The organism is Escherichia sp. E13S3 (genome assembly GCF_004212325.1).
Taxonomy (GTDB): domain Bacteria; phylum Pseudomonadota; class Gammaproteobacteria; order Enterobacterales; family Enterobacteriaceae; genus Escherichia.
Genome location: NZ_RHJR01000018.1, coordinates 351,208 through 369,035, shown reverse-complemented (window position 1 = coordinate 369,035; position 17,828 = coordinate 351,208). Strand labels below are relative to the sequence as shown.

The following is a 17,828-nucleotide window of genomic DNA, read 5'->3' as shown; positions in this document are numbered from 1 at the left end:
CAAAACCACCCGCTACGAATACGGTGCGTTTGACCTGCTAACAGCGGTTATCCGCCCGGATGGTGAACGGCTGGAGTGCCGCTACGACAAGCTGACCCGCCTGACCGAAATCATCAACGCCGAAGGTGAGCACTACTACCTGGAATACGACAAAGCCGGGCAGCTTATCGCGGAAACCGACTTCACCGGACGGACGCTGACCTACAGCTACGATGCGGCCGGGCGCTGTATCCGCACCACCTTCCCGGATGGCACACACCTGAACCGCCGCTACAACGTGACCGACCAGGTGACGGATGAAGAAGTCACTCAGGGCGACAGCGACCGCATCCTGAGCGCCACCACCTTCCGCTATGACGCGCTGTGCCGTCTGGTGGAGGCGAAAAACGACGATGCCACTGTTACGTATGAATATGACAGTGCCAGCAGGGTTGTGGCTGAGACAATCAATGGCAGGCGTACAGAATACAGTTACGACAGTAATCTGGATACGGTTTCACAGCGCACCACCGCAGGCATCACAGAGTACTTTACCCGCAACCAGATGGGGTATCTGACCGCCTGGCAGATAGCGAACCATGCCCCGCTGACGTTTGAATATGACCTGCGCGGCCTTGAAACGTCCAGACGGAGTGAGGCCGGATTTTACCAGACGCTGGCTTACACCCGCACAGGAATGCCGACAAAGCAGAATGCCGGGGACCACCGGGCCGGGCCGTATGAGCGGAACCGGAGCCTGGAGCGCCAGTGGCTGTATGACAAAGCCTATAATCTGACCGCAATCGCCGATTCGCTGCGCGGCTCCATGTTCAACACCATCACGGCAAACGACCAGATAAGTCATGCCACCTGGACGGGAGACTCCAGTCAGTTTCCGCTGTGCGAGGAACTGTTCACTTACGACAAAAACCTGAACATCACCCGCCGCCAGACCCGTGTGAATGAAGTCCTGGAAAGTGAGACGCACCAGCAGAACCTGCATGGCCGGGTGGTATCCAGTGAGCATGAAGGCTGGCGGCACACAACACACCGCATTAACCCGGACACCGGAAAAGGGGAAGACGGAAAATTTGTCAGAGTGGTGAACGCCCATAACATCACCTGGAAGTATGATGTTAACGGCAGGCTGGTACAGAAGCTGGTGGATAAAGGCGGTTACCGACCGCTGGAATGGCGTTACAGATGGGATGCGCGTAGCCAGTTAACCGGGCTGGAAACCCCGGACGGTGAGCGCTGGGAGTATAAATACGACCCGTTCGGCAGACGCATCAGCAAACGCTGTACCAACCGCGACAAACCCAGCATGGGCTTCCACTGGAATGGCGACCAGTTGACGGAGGAAATTCCGGTCGGCGCTGACGGCAAACCGGAAGCCGAAAACGCCATCCGCTGGATATACGAGCCGGGAGATTTCACGCCTCTGGCACGTTATGAGAAGGGACAACTATATTATTCGGTAGCAGATACTATCGGACGTATTCAGGAACTACTAACCGAAGATGGCACCATCGTCTGGCAGGGTAAGCAACAACTATGGGGGCGTGAGGAAGGTATTAATAAAGATGATGCCCCAGTATGCCACCTGCGGTTTCCGGGGCAATATGCGGATAGCGAATCAGGTCTGTACTACAACCGATTCAGGTATTATGATTGCGACTCAGGGCAGTACATCTCATCAGATCCGATAGGGCTAGCTGGTGGGGAGGATTTTTATCAGTATGTTCCTAATTCCTTGGGTTGGTGGGATTTATATGGCTTAGCCAGATCTGGTAAAAAACGGGGACCAAAGACTGGTGGACGAGGACCTCATAATAGAACCATTATGAGGCGTATTAAAGAATTAAAGAGTATTCTTGGTAAAGGATGGAAACATACTGCCGGAGGAAATAAAAAGGAAGATTATATACCAACCCCAGGCGGAAATAAAGAAGCAAGGCGTCCTGACATCACATTCACAAACTCAAAAACGCAAGAAAAATACTATGAAAACGTTGGGAAAAACAATGCAAAAAATGAGCCAATTAAACGAGAAAGAGAAGCAATAGACGATCTTGAAAATGAAACAGGATCAACTGTTAATTTTACTCCATACAACTAAAAATAGGGTAAGAGAATGTCATCATCTAGGTTACACATTTTTTGCATAACAAATGAACTATTGCAGTGGATAACTTTATTATCTGAGCGATATCAATTAACGGCCATTTGGTTTTCACTTGAGGATGACTATGCAAAAACATTCAAATTACCAATCAATGAAATACCATCGAATTGCTTTCAAATTTATTTATTCCCGAATGTATTTTTGAAAAATAAAAGAATTAAATACAGTTCAATCGATCGTTATTCAGGTGGCATACAGATTAAACCAGGAAGATTTATTGAACATAATGGTAGAAACATCTTGCTAATGACAGAAATTAATTCCTCTGATTCTGATGACAAAGTAATTTGTTTGTCAAAGGCTGTTAATTGGTTAAAAAAACAAATAAAATCAACAGAATTTTCCGGCGTAATAGGGAAAAACTCAGTAACAGGTGGAACATCAGAATATAGCAATATACTATATACCAGTAAAGCTAAAATTTTTTTTACCGCAGGTACCATATGGAAACAGGCGATTACATTTAACTCGGAGTTTGTACCAAAACAAGACTAATATGAATACATATTATAATAACAACCTCCTCTTGACGCTATATTCTTTTCTGCGTCAATTGGAGCTTTCATTACATCGAGGAATGGATGAATGGGAGGCGCTGAACAATTACATTCGCTCACGTGAAGTGATTGAAGTCATAAACTGCCTGACAAACGATAATGCTATCTATAATTTACAAATAAAAATCAGCTTCATTTCAAAATTAACATTATGTATATTTAAAAAAGGATATATTAAAAATAATGAGGCTAAAAAATTAATTACATTACTTGTTTCTTTTCGTGATATATTACATGAAAGACGCCCAGATAGAAATAATATTATCAATCTGAGAGTTGATATATATAATTTCGCCAGTTTGATCCGAAGCAGAATTTACAAAGACAAAATTAGATTACAAATGGCTGATAAAATTGAGCATTATAATCAAAGTGATTATGGTGTTTTTTATAAAATGGAAGATATTCTCTCGGTTGAGTGGTACAAACCCATTATTAGCATTCATAAAATTTGACTTATTAACGGAATTTTTAATATTACATTATTTGGGGAGCATAAATGAAAGAGGGGTGGAGGTTAGATGATATATTTGGAGATTCGATCAAAGAAATTAGAGAAAGAGATAAAAAATTTCTCCCGAAAGCATCGTGGTTTTCCAATATGGATATTGAAAAGCTAAATGAATACATGACAAAATATCCTTTTGATTCCTTTGAGTCAATACCTAAAGATGATTCAGGTCTTACTTTCCCTGCTTTTGAAAATATTATCTTTACCCTTCCTGTACGCTATCGGCATTGTCCTACCAGGATTGTATATGTCGATGGGCTAGCCTTTCTTAAAAAATTAGGAGATGGAGCATTCTGCATTGATCCGCGTAGATGGCATAAAATCAAAAAATATATATCAAAAGGGTATGTTGAATATCCAGAGGCATCTAACAGTGAATTTGGTGTTTCTGATGGAAGGCATCGTACATTGTTGTTAATGCAATTATATAATCGCAAAACAGTCCCTATTGTTGTTGCAGAACGCGAGTATGAAAAGTTCATTCTTGATGCTAAGGCAAATGGAGCAATTTAAATTACAGCCTCGAAATTCCAGACTAATATTTCAACAGGTCCTTGGCAGGGGATATAATCCCCGTTTCTTACACTTAGCATTAGTTATATAGTTGAGTGCAAGTAAGATGATGCTGTCTAATGTGGATATGATAGCCATTAATTTTCTTGCCCTTTTGCATCAGCATATTACGGATATCCATTAATGACTATGGCGCTCCTGTAAAGTTTCCCGACTCACTGTTTCAGCCAGATGCCTGTAGAATCCATGTCGCAACATAAACAAGTCTGAATATATACTCGTGATATTTTAAGTAACATGTTGTTCGTGTCGATTTATGTCAACAAGGCTCTGGCTACTCAATTCTTCAAATATACAACCTCAAGTTTATTATGTATATCCGATATGAAGATATTCAGGGGGCGTATTTTTCTTCCGCTTCCACGGCATGAGAATTTGGGTAGCTAATCTGGTGTTCCTGATGAATTATTTTTAAATTTATTAATCAGCCTGTTAATAACTACAACGCTCTTGGTCAAAGTAAGAGTTATTATTATACAATCATAGACAAATCCCCCAATGTCACCATCAATATCATCGGATCAATCGGCGATGGCTCAAACCCCACCCGCAGATAAAACTCCCGCGCTTCGTCAGACAGAGTATGAACCAGCATCCCACGAATGCCGATGGTTTCCGCGACCTGAATCACCCGTAGCCCGGCATCACGCACCAGCGCCCGTCCGATACCCTGACCATGCAGCGATGCATCCACGGCTAAACGGCCCAGCACCACAACCGGGATCGGGTCGGGCATATTGCGGCGAAAGCGTCCGGGGGCGGTGTTTGTCATTACCGCGCTGGAGGCCAGCGAATAATACGCCATCACTTTAGTCGTGTCGCAGCAGACAAAGGTACGGGATGCGCCCGTAATCTGGTTTTTCATCGCCCGCTGTTTCAGCCAGTTATCCATTGAATCCACGCCGCAACAGAACGACGCCAGAACATGCCCGGCGTGGAGAGGCTCAGGAGCAGAGATCATTTTTCCTGCTCCCACGGCGCGGAGGTTTGCATGGTTTTGCGTAACGCGGCGTTTGGCGCAGGAGCCTGATCCAGACGGGCAAGAAATTCCTGGTAAGCCTGCGGATCGGCCATAATAATACGCTGCTCGATCAGTGCCTCCTCGGCTGCGGCACGGGCGGCTTCCAGCACAAAATCAGTACGGTTTTTTCCTCTGGCTTTCGCTGCACGATCGATGAGATCGCGCTCGGCGGGTTTGATACGCAGGTTCAGCGTTTCGCGTTTGATAGACAGGCTGTTTGCGGCTGGCATGGTGTTATCCTCAGGAGTGTCTCTGGATAATAATTATACATCACGTGTAACGCTAATGTCATTACGGAAATATAAAGGGAATCGTACCGGAGGATCGAACCGAATGTTTTCCTGTATGTGTTTCTCATCAATTTGATTTAACAGCAAAAATATGGATCATTCTCAGGGTCTTGACAATTTTGGCAAAACAGATTTATGATGAAATTCAACTTACTAGATAACTGAAAGTTCTCGAGTCGGGCACCAAATTTATAAGGCCTCGCTACAAAGCGGGGCTTTTTCTTTTTCTGGCTACGGTAAATTTCAGATCGTTGCTACAGGTCATTCGTAATCGTTAACGCCTTTTAATTTCAAAGCATTCTGTCTAATGTCGGCATATCTGGCGATGAGCTGTTTCAGATGCATCTCTGCCTCAGCCCCTGCGGCAGGAGGAAGTGGTTGTCCCGCCGACGACTGTTCCAGTATCCGCAGTTGCTCTTCAGCCGGTATGGATTGATTAAAAGACTGTATCGTTGAAAACACCACTGACTTCAGCTCGCTGACCGTCATGTATTTCCCCTTATGCTCATCCAGTCCGTTCAGTCGTTCACTCAGTTTCTGTAGCGTAACCATTCCCTGATGCCAGCCATTCAAATTTTCTGTCGGCAACGCAGCGACATTAAATTGTTGCTGCCACTGCTGTATCAGGGGCTTTGCGCGCTCCGGCCATATCACCTGGGCCTGTTCGACAAGCTGCCTTTCCCGGGTTATGAGCCAGTCCGGCGGTAGCTTGTCCAGAAGCGTAAGCTGCTGTTGTGTTTGCGTAATTAAAGCTTGTGGCAACGGCGATTGCTGACGCAATAAATCCAATTGTTCAGGCGTGAGTACGGCGGGTAACGGTGCCAGAGAGGCAGTAAACTGGGTTTGTAACGGGTCCGGACGATGCAAAAACTGCCACGTCCATAGCGTTGCTGCACCTATCACCAGCATGGTACACATCCCACCGACAAAAGATTTCCATTTTTTTACTGGCTCAGGTATTGCCGGCAGTACCTCCACGTTCGGCTGCGTAACGTACACCCATTGCACTGCACTGTCTGGCGTCCGGATATCTTCAAACGAACGACCAGTATGGGAACCTGTTGTTATACCCACGTCATTCATGACCGGATCATGCGAAACGATACCCGACTGAATTGTCGCCCCTGTACAGATTGTGTCATCGCTGTTCTCCAGCCTGACAGCGTTGTTATGTATCAGGGTACGCAATGTATCCAGCTGACTGAGATGTCTGAGTTCCAGGCGCTGTAAAACTGCCCCCAAACGGGTAAGCAGTTGCTCTGCCCGATACAGTTGGCTAAGGTCGCTGTATTTCAGCGGAAGTGAGCGCATCCGTTGTTGCAAACGCTGGCTCAGATTACTGAGGATCTCAATCCGAACATGGACAGGCTGTGGCCAAAGCACGCCCCACTGATGGCTTATCAGAGCCTCCAGTATTGCCAACCCTTCATTCAGACCAAACAATCCGGCCAGCTGCGTACGGGCCAGCGTATACCAGGCCGCAGTCTGCAGCTCAACACCATTTTGCTCAAACAGTGAGAGACACAGTTTTTCAGCATAACGCCAGTTCACATCAGGACGAGCCGGATGCGTTAGCTTATTGAGTTCATCACACAAAGCGGCATAATCCGGTAGCCTGCGCGGGTCACCACCGGTTTTGATTCTACGTGGGGTAATGTCATTCATGACCAGTTATCCATCTGACGTACTTGCGGTTATAGAAGATGATTGTTTATGCAGCTTCGTGTTCTGCATATTCAGGGCGTAGCAGAGACTGACGGGGTTAGGGAGAAACGCTAAAACCAGGCCTTAAATACGAGCTGCCGTGTCGAGATACTGCTGTTTCAGGTGTCTCAACAGGACTCGCCCTTCAGGCATAAATTCAGTGCCATAACGCACCAGACCAACATCTTTGAGTTCAGCGTCAATGGCATAGCACAGCTCGCCAGGGACTGCCTGTTCCAGCAGAACAACGGTTATTTTTTTCAGGCGCGGCTCATATTTGAGCAGTACGGTTGATAACGTCCCCATCATTTCATGCGCCGTTCCCGGCATTCCCTGGAGAATTTTGGTCATATCCGGTAGACCATAGTCCGGCAGATGCGCCAGCGTGCCGGCACGACTGTTAAGAATGCGCTGCATATTGTCCAGTACTGAGAGGATTATCTGGTTCTGCTCGCTAACCTGATTCAGATCCAGACCTCCGGTAAAATTCCCAAACAGGGTCTCATATAGCGACGGACGCGGAGTGTCATTCATCTTTCAACACCTTCAGAGTCAACCGTTCACTCCCTGCTTCAATGATTCTGGCTGAGTCAGGGTCAAGGTCGTCACGACTCAACACGATCCGCCAGGTGTTATTCACCGGATCCGGAGTGCCGGCCTTATCCAGGTCTAACATCGCTGCCCGGTCCGGATGATTGTGTGCAAACTCTTTCGCGGCTTCACGCAGGTAGCGCATTTCTGCGTCGTAATAACGCAGGGTTAAATCTTCCATAAAATAGTTACTCAAAATATAGGAAACAATGTTTTCTTCCCCAAAAGTGGAAGTTATCTCACCACTTCGCGAGTAGTCAGAGACATAGGTTTTATCTCCTCATTTAAAATCTCAAATTCAGTAGTTATTTTTCTGAATGACTGACCAGATAAAAAAATGTGAGAAAGTACCTTGCTATAAATTATGAGCCACACTTATTCATCCTCCTTTTATCCAGCCAATAACTTTCTCTAACCACATAACACCGCGGCCCGCGCCGGATCGAGCTGAATCAGCCCGCCTAGCAATTTTTCCATAGCAGGCCCGAGGCGAATCTTGTCAGCCTCACTGCGACTGGCTTTCAGTCTGAGGAGTTTCAGATGACGGGCCTGTACCTCAAACAGCAGCTCGGGTTCCCAGTCGCTAAGGGCCACTTCTGTGGCACGCTCACCCAGCTCTGCAAACAGGTGCACCGCGAGCTCATTTTTTCCGTACTGTTCTGCAATACGCCCCATTAGCAGGCGCAGCAGCCACTGCTGCCGCGCAGTGGCGATGCCCGGTCGATGTTGTAACCAGCTCAGTGCCGCATCCGGGCTTTCGCTGTCCGCCAGCGCCACGGCTTCCGACTCCAGCGCCAGAATGTCGTCGTTCACTTCGGCCATACGGGCGGAAGGCGTTTCATTGCCCCACCCAGCAGTAGTATCCAGTACGCTCTGCTGGATCCAGTTAAGCGTCACTTCATCAGCAAACGGCGTACCGTCACTGAATGCCAGCGTCTCCAGCCCGGATAGTCGGGTCAGTAGCCCCTTCAGATCAGCGGCAATAATGTCAGCCACTATCTCCTTACCGGACTTCGTCAGCGCCTGATGGATATACCATTGCAGATCCAGCCACAGGTGGTTGGCACCGCGGGAAAAGGTACTGTCTGCCGTTTCCAGAATTTCAGCCCAGTTTTGCTGCAGGTACAGGCGTTTGAGCAGCGCTCGCTGGTCTGCTCTTGGGGGTTCGATGCGAGTTCGCCCCTGTGCATCTGGAGCCGGAATAGCCTGCAGGGTATCGTGACGCAGACTTTTCATCAGATGGTGCGCCGACAACCAACCGTCGGGCTGTTCGCGCAGGTATTCGCTGAGAGTGCGCGCCTGCGCCAGCAAATCCTGACCGGAAGTGATTCTCCCGATAGCAGGGGCATCGCTGTGGCTCGCCGTGGAAAGTGTCTCAGTAGTACTGGCGTTCTGCGGTACAACTGCATCCACACCGCCCGCTTTCTGCAGTCGGTTTTCCAGCGCACCATACAGTGCGTTAAGTTCTGGGCGGGTTTCATCCGGCTCATTTTCGGTGAGCTGCGCTATCAGCAGCAGCGCACCGATGGTACGCAGCGCATCTTCCCTGACCACTTCAGGATACAGCGAAAGAGAGTCCGTCATGCGTGAACCTGCCAGCCACTCCAGTGCTGCCTTACGGCTGCGGTTGCGCTGTGGATGCAGTTGCACACCGAAGCGGTCTATCAGACCCGCCAGCAGTTCGAGCCCCTCTGCCAGCCCCTGCTCGCCTTCACGATGCAACCTGGCCCAGCAGTAATACGTCGCCACACGAATGTCTTTAGCGGTGGTGGTGAGCACTTTCTCCGCCAACTGGCAGATAAGCTCAGTATCCGCCCCGGAAAGTTTGTTGACCTCCTCGCGCATTTGCTGGAAGCCATCGTCATAACCTGGGTCATCTCCCACTGATGACTCTCCGGGTAACGGCTGCAGCCAATTGTTCCACTGCGCCACTCGCTCACGGGTCGCGTCAAGGAGTGTCGTCGGCTCTGTCTGACAGGCGCTAACCAGGGCATTTAACGTGCTCATCAATTGACCTCCGCTGCATCACGGTTCGTGCTGGCGACCGGGTCTGTCACTGCCACTTTCGCCGTGCTGAAGATGGTATCTGTCAGACTCATAAGGTTCCTTCAGTCATATTTAAACTCCAGCACAACCCCTTCTTCATCATTCCACCCCAGCGTCAACGACGCTGGCTTTTGTTTCGCCGCCATATGAGTCAGCAATTGCTGACTCAGCACCGGCAGAATTTGTTGGTTGAGTAGGCTGTCGACATTGCGCGCCCCGGTGTCCGGTAACAGGCAGGCTGCGGTCAGCGCGTCGTACAGGCTTTCGTCAATCAGCGTGGTCAGGCCGTAGTGGCGCTGTAAGCGCTGGCTGACATGGGAGAGTTTCATCTCCACAATCGTGTGCATGGCTGCTTCTGCCAGCGGACGGTAAATCACGGTCTGGAAACGGGCGAGCAGCGCGGGCTGGAAGTGGTCGCGCAGTATCGGGCGCAGCAGTTCGTGCAGGTCTGCTTCGGTGGCTTCCGGTTGTTCGTTCAGCAACTGCATCAGGTGGTCGCTACCAAGGTTGGAGGTCATCAAAATAACGGTATTACGGAAGTCGATTTCTCGCCCTTCGCCGTCGCGCATAAAACCACGATCGAATACCTGATAGAACAGATTCATCACGTCACGGTGCGCTTTTTCGACTTCATCGAGCAGCACCACACTGTACGGACGCTTACGTACGGCTTCAGTAAGAATGCCGCCCTGGCCGTAGCCGACGTAACCAGGTGGAGAACCTTTCAGCTGGGAAACTGTGTGTGGTTCCTGGTATTCCGACAGGTTAATGGTAATCAGCGATTTTTCGCCACCGTACAGCGCATCCGCCAGTGCCAGCGCGGTTTCAGTTTTTCCTACACCACTTGGGCCAACCAGCAGGAATACACCCTGTGGACCGTTCTCAGAGGTGAGGCCGGTTTTAGCAGCGCGCAGGCGCCGGGCGATGGCTTCAAGCGCAATATTCTGACCGACTACACGTTTGCCGATTTCATTTTCCAGGGTAAGCAGTTCGGTCTGTTCGTCTTTCATCAGCGAAGAAAGCGGCACGCCGGTCCAGTCGGCAATCACTGTTGCAACAGTGCGCACATCCACATCCACCGACAACAACGGATTGCCCTGCTGTAAACCGCCCAGCTCCTGTTGCAGGGCATGCGTTTCGCTCTGACGGGAAATGTCCTGGCGGCTTTCCCGTAGTTGTTCAGTAAGTTTCAGTTCCTGGCCGTACTGGGTTTCAAGTTCGTGGAGTTCAACGATGACGTTTTTCTCTTCCTGTTCAATTGCCGTCAAGCGTTCACCGTGGTTTTGATTACCGACGGTAATGTCTTCCTGTAGCGCTTGTCTCTCCATTTCAAGAGAAGTAATCCGGGAACGGATACGGGTCAACTGTTCGGGTACGGTGTCGAGACTCATACGCACGCGAGCGCTTGCAGTGTCGAGCAGGTCAACGGCTTTGTCCGGGAGTTGACGGCCTGTCAGATAACGTCGGGATAACGTAACGGCAGCGCACACCGCATCATCAGTGATGTGCACATTATGATGTTCGGCATACCGGGATTTCAGGCCACGCAACATCAGACAAGCCGTGTCGTCGTCCGGTTCGTCAACTTTCACCATCTGGAAGCGGCGTTCGAGTGCGGCATCGCGCTCAAAGTATTGTTTATACTCAGACCAGGTCGTCGCGGCGATGGTACGTAACTCACCGCGCGCCAGGGCTGGTTTCAGCAGATTGGCAGCATCAGCACCACCCGCCTGGTTACCTGCGCCGATGATGGTATGGGCCTCATCGATAAACAGCAAGACAGGTACCGGAGACTGCTGTACAGCATTAATCACGTTTTTCAGGCGCTGCTCAAATTCCCCCTTCACTCCCGCCCCCGCCTGCAGCAGCCCGAGGTCAAGAGTGCGTAGCACCACCGGTTTGAGGGATTCAGGGACATTACCGTCAGAGATTCTGAGCGCCAGACCTTCTACCAGTGCGGTTTTCCCGACACCTGGCTCACCGACCAGGATTGGGTTGTTTTTTCGGCGACGAGAAAGAATGTCCACCATCTGGCGGATTTCACTATCGCGGCCAAATACCGGATCAATTTTGCCTTCACGCGCCTGGGCGGTGACGTCATGGGTGAATTTATCCAGCGCATTCTGCAGCGCCGGACTCAGTTCCCCTTCTTTCATCTCACTCCCTGCTGGACGCCCGATAAACTCCACGTCCCCACCATGACTCCCCGTGAGTTCGGCTTCCTGCTGTACCTGCGCTCGCTCGTCTGACTGAGCATCCAGTAGCGGGCGCAGGCACTCTAACTGGCTCTGGCCCAGAGTCAGCAATGGCCACAGACCATCGCAGCGCACCAGCTTCTGTTTAGCCACCAGCGCCATCAGCAGGTGGTGACTTCGAATCTGTTCTTCTCCCGCCAGTGAGGCAATCAGCCAGGCTTGTTGCATCAATACCTGGATATTTTCTGAAAGCTGCGGGCGATGGCGCACCGAGTGCGGTTGTTTGTCGAGCCAGGCAAGCAAATCTTGCCAGAGAGTGTCCATGTCCCACTCGTAGCGGCGTGCCAGCACTGTGAGATCCCCCTCGCCCTGCTCAAGAAGTTTCAGCAGCCAGTGCTCTGGCAAAATTTCCGCATGCGCGCGAATCTGACAGAGTGAAGCCGCGCCTTCCATCGCACGGGCGCAATAAGGGTTCAGACGTCGCAGCAAAATGGCTGGATTTTCCATGAATATCTCTCTTTGTCGGTTTCTGAACACACTACCGCCCCTCGCTGTTTTCCGTGAGGAAGACCAAAGCGCATACGGTCGTGCTGACAGATTGTGGAGTTTTTGCTGAAAGCCCGTTGGCTTCAGACGTTCAGCAAAAACAAAAAACGGACAGAGAAACTCTGTCCGCTCGTGGCTTAGGCGGTGGCGCGTTCGTTCCAGGAATCGGAATGAATGATGTTGCCGTCTTTGTAGGTCCAGGTGATTTTTTCGTAACGCAGTTCAATGCGCTCAAGGTGGTTGTGCTTCTCTTTAGAAGGATCCTTGATGTCATACATTTCAGGATTCACCTTCACCACTTTCACGTTCTCAAGTTTGGTGTTGAAGTACTCCACTTCCTGGCCTGCGTCGTTGATTTTGTACCACTTGAATTCGGCAGACTTGAGGGTCTGACCGGTGGTCACTGCCTTGTACAAGTACGGGCTGGAGGAGTCGATTTCCTTGGTGAACAGGAACGGGGTATGGATACGGGTGCCGGTCAGTTTGCCTGTGTTGTTATCAGTCGGGATGTACAGGTTGTGTTCCTGAGCCACGACTTCGATGCTGCCTTCACGATCCTGAACGTCAACAGACCCTTTGATGTCCGCGCCGCCATCGTCCTTCAGCCAAAGATAAACAGGTATTGCCATGGAATTACTCTCCATTATGTTGTGATGCGCCATCATCCTGCGATGACGCCAGGGTGTGTCCAGGTATCTGACAGGCATTAGCCTGCGGTACCAGACTGATTTCGACACGGCGGTTGACCGCACGGCCCTCCGGGGTGTCATTGGTTGCGATCGGACGGCTTTCGCCATAGCCCTGTACCGCAAAACAGCTTTCCGGTACGTCACCGGTTTCATGCATCCAGACGCGCACCGCTTCGGCACGTTTCTGAGAAAGCGTCTGGTTTAGTTGTGCGTTCCCGGTGTTATCCGTGTGGCCAGCGACCACAATCAACCAGCCCGGTTTTGCTCTGACTCCCACCAGTGAATTAACCAACATTTTGGTGGACCCGGCCTTCAGCACCGATTTGCCGGAATCAAATAGCGACATACTGTCGAGGCGGATAATCTTCTGCCCCGGGACGATTTTTTGGATAACAGGTGAAGAGAGCAGCGGTGGTACCAGGTCGTTCATGACGGCTTCAATAACAGGTACAAGACGCAGTCCCTGATACAGTCCGAGGCGATAACGCACAGGCTCACCGCGACGATGCCAGTCATCCAGCAGTGCACCATCAGCGCGCAGACGCTGTTGGGCCTGGAGTTTAGGTTCTGCCGGTGTGTCAGTAAGATGGTGGTATAAGGCAAGGTGGTCGCCGACATTGCGACGGATAAATCACAAACCGGAGGAAGATTATCCGCCAGGTCGGTATCAACGATCGTGCCATCCTGGAAACGTACCACCAGACGGGTAGCATTTAGCCGTGACAGCGCCAGGGCGGCGGTGTCAAATTCAGCATTCACCACGCCCCAGGGATGGGAAATCCCCATCCTTGCAACGGTATCGGCAACGTGCGCATTCCAGCGGGCCTGCTGCTGGAACTGTTGCGGGGCCAGCGCAGCCCCGTCCTCCCAAAGTGGGCGAAAAATTTTCATCCTTGATTTCCCCTCGCCTTACGACTTGGCTTTTGGCATCTGGGAAACCAGTGATAGGTTGATGTCCATCCCTTCCACCTGGAAGTGGGGGATAGCAAAGAGTTTCACGCGGAAGAAGCCTGGGTTATCCCCGATATCTTCCACCAGCACTTTCGCGTCACGCAGCGGGTGAGAAGCCTGCAAGTCATCGCCCGGATCGGTCATTTCTGTCACAAGACCACGAACCCAGGTATTAAGCTCCAGTTCCAGCAGACGACGATCCTTGGTTGTACCAATGTTTTCCCGTTGAATCAGCTTCAGGTAATGAGCGATTCGCGACAGCAGGAAGATGTACGGCAAACGCGCATTGATGCGGCTATTAGCAGTGGCATCAGCAGTGTCGTAGAGCGCAGGTTTTTGCGTGGAGTTCGCCGAGAAGAAACAGGCATAATCGCGGTTTTTGTAGTACGACAGGGGAATAAATCCAAGATTTGCGAATTCAAATTCGCGGGTTTCCGGGATCATCACCTCTGACGGAATTTTTACCTGATTACCCGTGCCGAGATCATACAGATGAATGGGCAAGTCCTGCACTGCACCACCGGCCTGTGGGCCACGGATTTGCACGCACCAGCCGTTGTTGATGAAGCTTTTCACCATGTTGGCCGCAAAAGCGAAGGAGGCATTGGTCCACAGGTATTTATCGTGATCCGGGCCTTTCACTTCTTCAACATAGTTAAAACTACGTACCGGTACTGTGTCCGGGCCATACGGCAAACGGCCGAGCACGCGAGGCATGACCAGCCCCATGTATCGGGAGTCGTCCGTATCCCTGAAACTTTTCCATTTAATGTACTCGGCGCGGTCAAAGTAGTTACCAATATCTTTGATGGCCGCGACCTCTTCCATTGACTCTTTCAGGAAAAATTTCGGCCCCGCAGAACCGATAAAGGGCATATGTGCCGCAGCAGACACTTTTGACAAATTACGCATCAGCGCCACGTCCTGCGCAGAAGCATCAAACTCGTAAGAGGAAATCAGCGCGGCAATCGGCTCGCCGCCCGGCGTGTCATACTCATCGATGTATGTGTGTTTGTACAAACCACTCTGGATAATTTCCGGGCTATCTTCAAAATCCTGGCGCAGGTCTTCTTTAGAGATATCCAGCAGTTCAACTTTCACGTTCTGGCGGAAATCGGTTTTATCAACCAACGATTTCACGCCCCGCCACAGGCTTTCTACCGCCTGAAAGGCCTCATGATGCATAACTGCATCAAGTTGGCGACTTATCTGGTAATCCAGTTCAGCGATATGGTGGTCAATCAAATTTTTGTCGAGCTTTTCAACTTTAGAGCCGGATTTAGTCAGACATTCCAGGAACACTTGCATCCCGGCCGTTAAACGTTCATCCGCGGTTGCATCCGACATCGCCTGTGCATCCTGCCAAATATCCAGTGCACTCAACTCTGAGACTGGACTCAGATTAATTTTTTCAAACAGGGACGCATAAACTCCACTTGCCACAGGACGTTCAAGGACCACACTCTCGCCAGCAGTGGCATTCTCATTATTTACAGACATCAACATATTCCTTATTAATCCGTTAAATCGTCATGATCGTTATGGCTGTTTTGGGGCCAGGGCTGAGAGTTCGGCTCTGAGTTCTGCGCTTAATGCCGGGTCCAGCAGAATATTTTCCAGTTCTTTGCGGAAAGCCTGGTTATCCAGAAGATTTGCTTTTAAATCACGAAGTAAATTACGCATGGAAAGCATGGCCTTCAGCTGTGGTATTTGCCGGGAGACTTGTTCCGGGGAAAAATCCTTTATACTGCGGAATGTCAGTTTGATGCTGTCTTCGCTATCGTCATCAGCAAGCGTATTTTTAACGATAAGATTTACTTTTGGGGAATAATCAAAAAGGACTGCGTCAAAGTTATTTTTGTTAAGATTAACTTTTTTACGCTCTGATAATGGCGCGGATTCCTGACCATTACTAAAATCACCCGCAATAAGTAGCTTAAGGGGTAATTCCATTTTTTTGCTTGCGCCACCTGTATGCAGTTCTAATTTTAGATTAATACGGGCCTTCGGGATCTCCCGCTGAAAACTGTCACTCATAGTTCCCTCACGTAATTCAGTTAAAGTCAAATTAACAACAATATTTCCTTAACCGGATACTAGGGCAATATCAATTTCAAAAAAACAATATAGATCAATAAATTGAATATAAAAAACAATAAGAAATATGCCAAAAAACAAGAATAATTTTAGACATATCAAGCAATTAAAAAACGACTTTATACATGTTCTGAATTATATTTTCATTACGTAACTACATTATTTTTTATACCCTAACCCAGATTATACGAAGTGCGAAATGCTGACTTATTATATAACAACATTCTTCATGATCCTCAGGCGGCAGCCCTGAGTGTTTTTGCGATGTAATATCGAAGTAATTCGTTTGTATATAAAATCTATCACTATAGTAAACCGTGAATATTCACCATGCACTGGCATTTCCTCTTTGCACGCTCCAGCTTAAAGTCAAACCAGTTTCTATTAGGTTAAATACCGTAGAAAGAAGATTTACTTATTAATATTTTTATTTCAGGTAATCGGAATTTTGCATTTTTGCATCCAGAAGCACCTTCAGGAATACTCTGATTAAGCATAAACATTGATGCAGCGCAGCAAATTATTTATTTTCACCACTTATATTCACATAGACATTGTAATTGCACAGTAAAAGTAGGTACTTATGCGTAATGGAGTATTTCGGATTAGTAAGTATTTGGTTGTTATTACTGCGATATCCTGTATGTATACCGGATTTGCATTTGCAACGAACGTCACATTGAACTCTGTCCAGGTAAAACATCTGAATAGCGTTATCAATCGTGAGGTAAAAGGGAAGAATGACCGTAATTTTGTCAATAACAACTGGACTGAAGCTCAGCGCGTAGCCGAATTTATTTGCCGACCGCTCGCACTAAAAGAGCTGCAGAAGCAGTACCCCGACGTAGATAAGGTTATTTTCGATCAGGGAAAACATAATATGCAGCGACTGCTCTCACCTGCACTACTGACAGGCAATGGCCAGTACCGCAGGGGGATTAGCTGGACGCCGTTTCACTACGAATGTCAACTGTCAGTAAAAACCGGGGAAGCAACAGGATTCAGGCTGACGAGAAACAGAGCCCTGACCATGGCTCCTGGGCCAGTTATCCGATCTGAAGGAGCCAACCAGTGAAAAATATACTTACGGCATTTCTCATCATTACGTTGCCTGTTTTCTCTGTCACGGCAGCCAGTTTTGACTGTCGGCTGGCCCGCAGTGCGGATGAAAAAGCGATTTGTGCATCGCGTACCCTCAATGATATGGATGTGGAGATGAGCGTTAAATACAAATTTCTCCACGGGCTTTACGCAATGGGTGCCGCCGGGGAACTAAAAGAATCACAGGCACAGTGGCTGGCAGAACGACGCCGTTGTGGCAGTGACAAACCCTGCCTGAGAGAAATATACAGAAAGCGATTAACAACGTTGAACCATCTTTATGACGCGATTAACAAACCACTCTGAATCCAGAGTGGGCTCGTTGGTTGTTGGAAGTGCCTTCATGCGAGGCACTTCCTTATCAGTGTGCACAGTTATTGGTTAGCGAATGATAATCCCCGTCATTATTTTTTAATTTAATAATAGTTTCCACGGAAAATATATACGGTGATAAATGCGCCCCTGTTTGATTTAAAAACATATTTATCGCCATAAATAATCAATCGCAAAACTATCATGCTGGTCAATATTCACCGCAAAAAATTTGTTATTCTCTTCTGCTTTACAGGGGGATTGTCAACCTGTTTATTATATTCAGCTTAAATAGTTAATCACAAAATATCATCGCCATTACTGACGTGTTTTATTTATTGATAACAGTGACATACGTTCTTTTTTTATAAGCAAACAATCAATTACTAAATTGTTTTTCGACTTAATAGTTAATCGCGAAACATTTTAATGATTGATAAAAATCCTAAATTCCTTGTTCATAATGTAGGTGTGTGTTAA

The 17,828-nt window shown here is 48.7% G+C and carries 15 protein-coding genes and 4 pseudogenes; 6 read left to right on the top strand and 13 right to left on the bottom strand.

The window, feature by feature from the left end:
• The 4 genes from D9597_RS19370 to D9597_RS19355 form a co-directional block, all read left to right on the top strand.
• On the top strand, positions 1–2,098 hold a 2,098-nt coding region (locus D9597_RS19370; protein WP_130224059.1), incomplete at its 5' end, for an RHS repeat-associated core domain-containing protein.
• Between the two features lie 15 nt (positions 2,099–2,113).
• Entirely contained in the window at positions 2,114–2,659 is a 546-nt protein-coding gene (locus D9597_RS23385) for a hypothetical protein (protein WP_240780444.1), read from the top strand.
• Position 2,660: 1 nt separating this feature from the next.
• Entirely contained in the window at positions 2,661–3,176 is a 516-nt protein-coding gene (locus D9597_RS19360) for a hypothetical protein (RefSeq protein ID WP_130224057.1), read from the top strand.
• Between the two features lie 44 nt (positions 3,177–3,220).
• Positions 3,221–3,745, top strand: coding sequence for a hypothetical protein (locus D9597_RS19355; RefSeq protein ID WP_240780443.1), 525 nt, complete (start codon positions 3,221–3,223; stop codon positions 3,743–3,745).
• 532 nt (positions 3,746–4,277) lie between these two features.
• On the opposite strand, the gene D9597_RS19350 is transcribed toward D9597_RS19355, so the two are convergent.
• The 13 genes and pseudogenes from D9597_RS19350 to tssB form a co-directional block, all read right to left on the bottom strand.
• Positions 4,278–4,766: a GNAT family N-acetyltransferase gene (locus D9597_RS19350; protein ID WP_130224055.1), complete on the bottom strand. Its 489-nt coding sequence runs from the start codon at positions 4,764–4,766 to the stop codon at positions 4,278–4,280.
• On the bottom strand, positions 4,763–5,056 hold the full coding sequence (locus D9597_RS19345; RefSeq protein WP_130224053.1) for a DUF1778 domain-containing protein: 294 nt from the start codon (positions 5,054–5,056) through the stop codon (positions 4,763–4,765). Before D9597_RS19345 ends, D9597_RS19350 begins: the two co-directional genes overlap by 4 nt.
• A gap of 321 nt (positions 5,057–5,377) precedes the next feature.
• On the bottom strand, positions 5,378–6,781 hold the full coding sequence (locus D9597_RS19340; RefSeq protein WP_130224051.1) for a VasL domain-containing protein: 1,404 nt from the start codon (positions 6,779–6,781) through the stop codon (positions 5,378–5,380).
• Positions 6,782–6,904: 123 nt separating this feature from the next.
• Complete coding sequence (gene tssE / locus D9597_RS19335) at positions 6,905–7,354, bottom strand: type VI secretion system baseplate subunit TssE (RefSeq protein ID WP_130207931.1); 450 nt, start codon at positions 7,352–7,354, stop codon at positions 6,905–6,907.
• Positions 7,347–7,472 (bottom strand): annotated as a pseudogene (locus tag D9597_RS23600) (type VI secretion system lipoprotein TssJ); the annotation flags it as partial. The pseudogene D9597_RS23600 and the gene tssE, both read right to left, overlap by 8 nt.
• Positions 7,461–7,592 (bottom strand): annotated as a pseudogene (locus D9597_RS23205) (type VI secretion system baseplate subunit TssF); the annotation flags it as partial. The pseudogenes D9597_RS23205 and D9597_RS23600, both read right to left, overlap by 12 nt.
• Before the next feature lie 230 nt (positions 7,593–7,822).
• A complete protein-coding gene (tssA, locus tag D9597_RS19325; protein WP_130224047.1) occupies positions 7,823–9,418 on the bottom strand; it encodes a type VI secretion system protein TssA in 1,596 nt (531 codons plus the stop codon).
• 101 nt (positions 9,419–9,519) lie between these two features.
• Positions 9,520–12,159 carry a type VI secretion system ATPase TssH gene (gene tssH, locus D9597_RS19320; RefSeq protein ID WP_130224045.1) on the bottom strand — a complete coding sequence of 880 codons (2,640 nt, stop codon included), beginning with the start codon at positions 12,157–12,159 and terminating at the stop codon, positions 9,520–9,522.
• A gap of 176 nt (positions 12,160–12,335) precedes the next feature.
• Positions 12,336–12,827, bottom strand: a complete 492-nt coding sequence (gene hcp / locus D9597_RS19315) for a type VI secretion system effector Hcp (RefSeq protein ID WP_024558534.1) — start codon at positions 12,825–12,827, stop codon at positions 12,336–12,338.
• Positions 12,828–12,831: 4 nt separating this feature from the next.
• Positions 12,832–13,509, bottom strand: a pseudogene (locus D9597_RS19310) (OmpA family protein); the annotation flags it as partial.
• Between the two features lie 2 nt (positions 13,510–13,511).
• Positions 13,512–13,778 (bottom strand): annotated as a pseudogene (tssK, locus tag D9597_RS19305) (type VI secretion system baseplate subunit TssK); the annotation flags it as partial.
• Positions 13,779–13,796: 18 nt separating this feature from the next.
• Positions 13,797–15,344: a type VI secretion system contractile sheath large subunit gene (gene tssC / locus D9597_RS19300; protein ID WP_130207939.1), complete on the bottom strand. Its 1,548-nt coding sequence runs from the start codon at positions 15,342–15,344 to the stop codon at positions 13,797–13,799.
• Positions 15,345–15,377: 33 nt separating this feature from the next.
• Positions 15,378–15,875: a type VI secretion system contractile sheath small subunit gene (tssB, locus tag D9597_RS19295; protein ID WP_130207941.1), complete on the bottom strand. Its 498-nt coding sequence runs from the start codon at positions 15,873–15,875 to the stop codon at positions 15,378–15,380.
• Positions 15,876–16,518: 643 nt separating this feature from the next.
• Between tssB and D9597_RS19290 the strand changes: the two genes are divergently transcribed.
• Positions 16,519–17,010: a hypothetical protein gene (locus tag D9597_RS19290; RefSeq protein WP_130224043.1), complete on the top strand. Its 492-nt coding sequence runs from the start codon at positions 16,519–16,521 to the stop codon at positions 17,008–17,010.
• Positions 17,007–17,342, top strand: coding sequence for a lysozyme inhibitor LprI family protein (locus tag D9597_RS19285; protein ID WP_130224041.1), 336 nt, complete (start codon positions 17,007–17,009; stop codon positions 17,340–17,342). Before D9597_RS19290 ends, D9597_RS19285 begins: the two co-directional genes overlap by 4 nt.
• Positions 17,343–17,828: the final 486 nt, after the last annotated feature.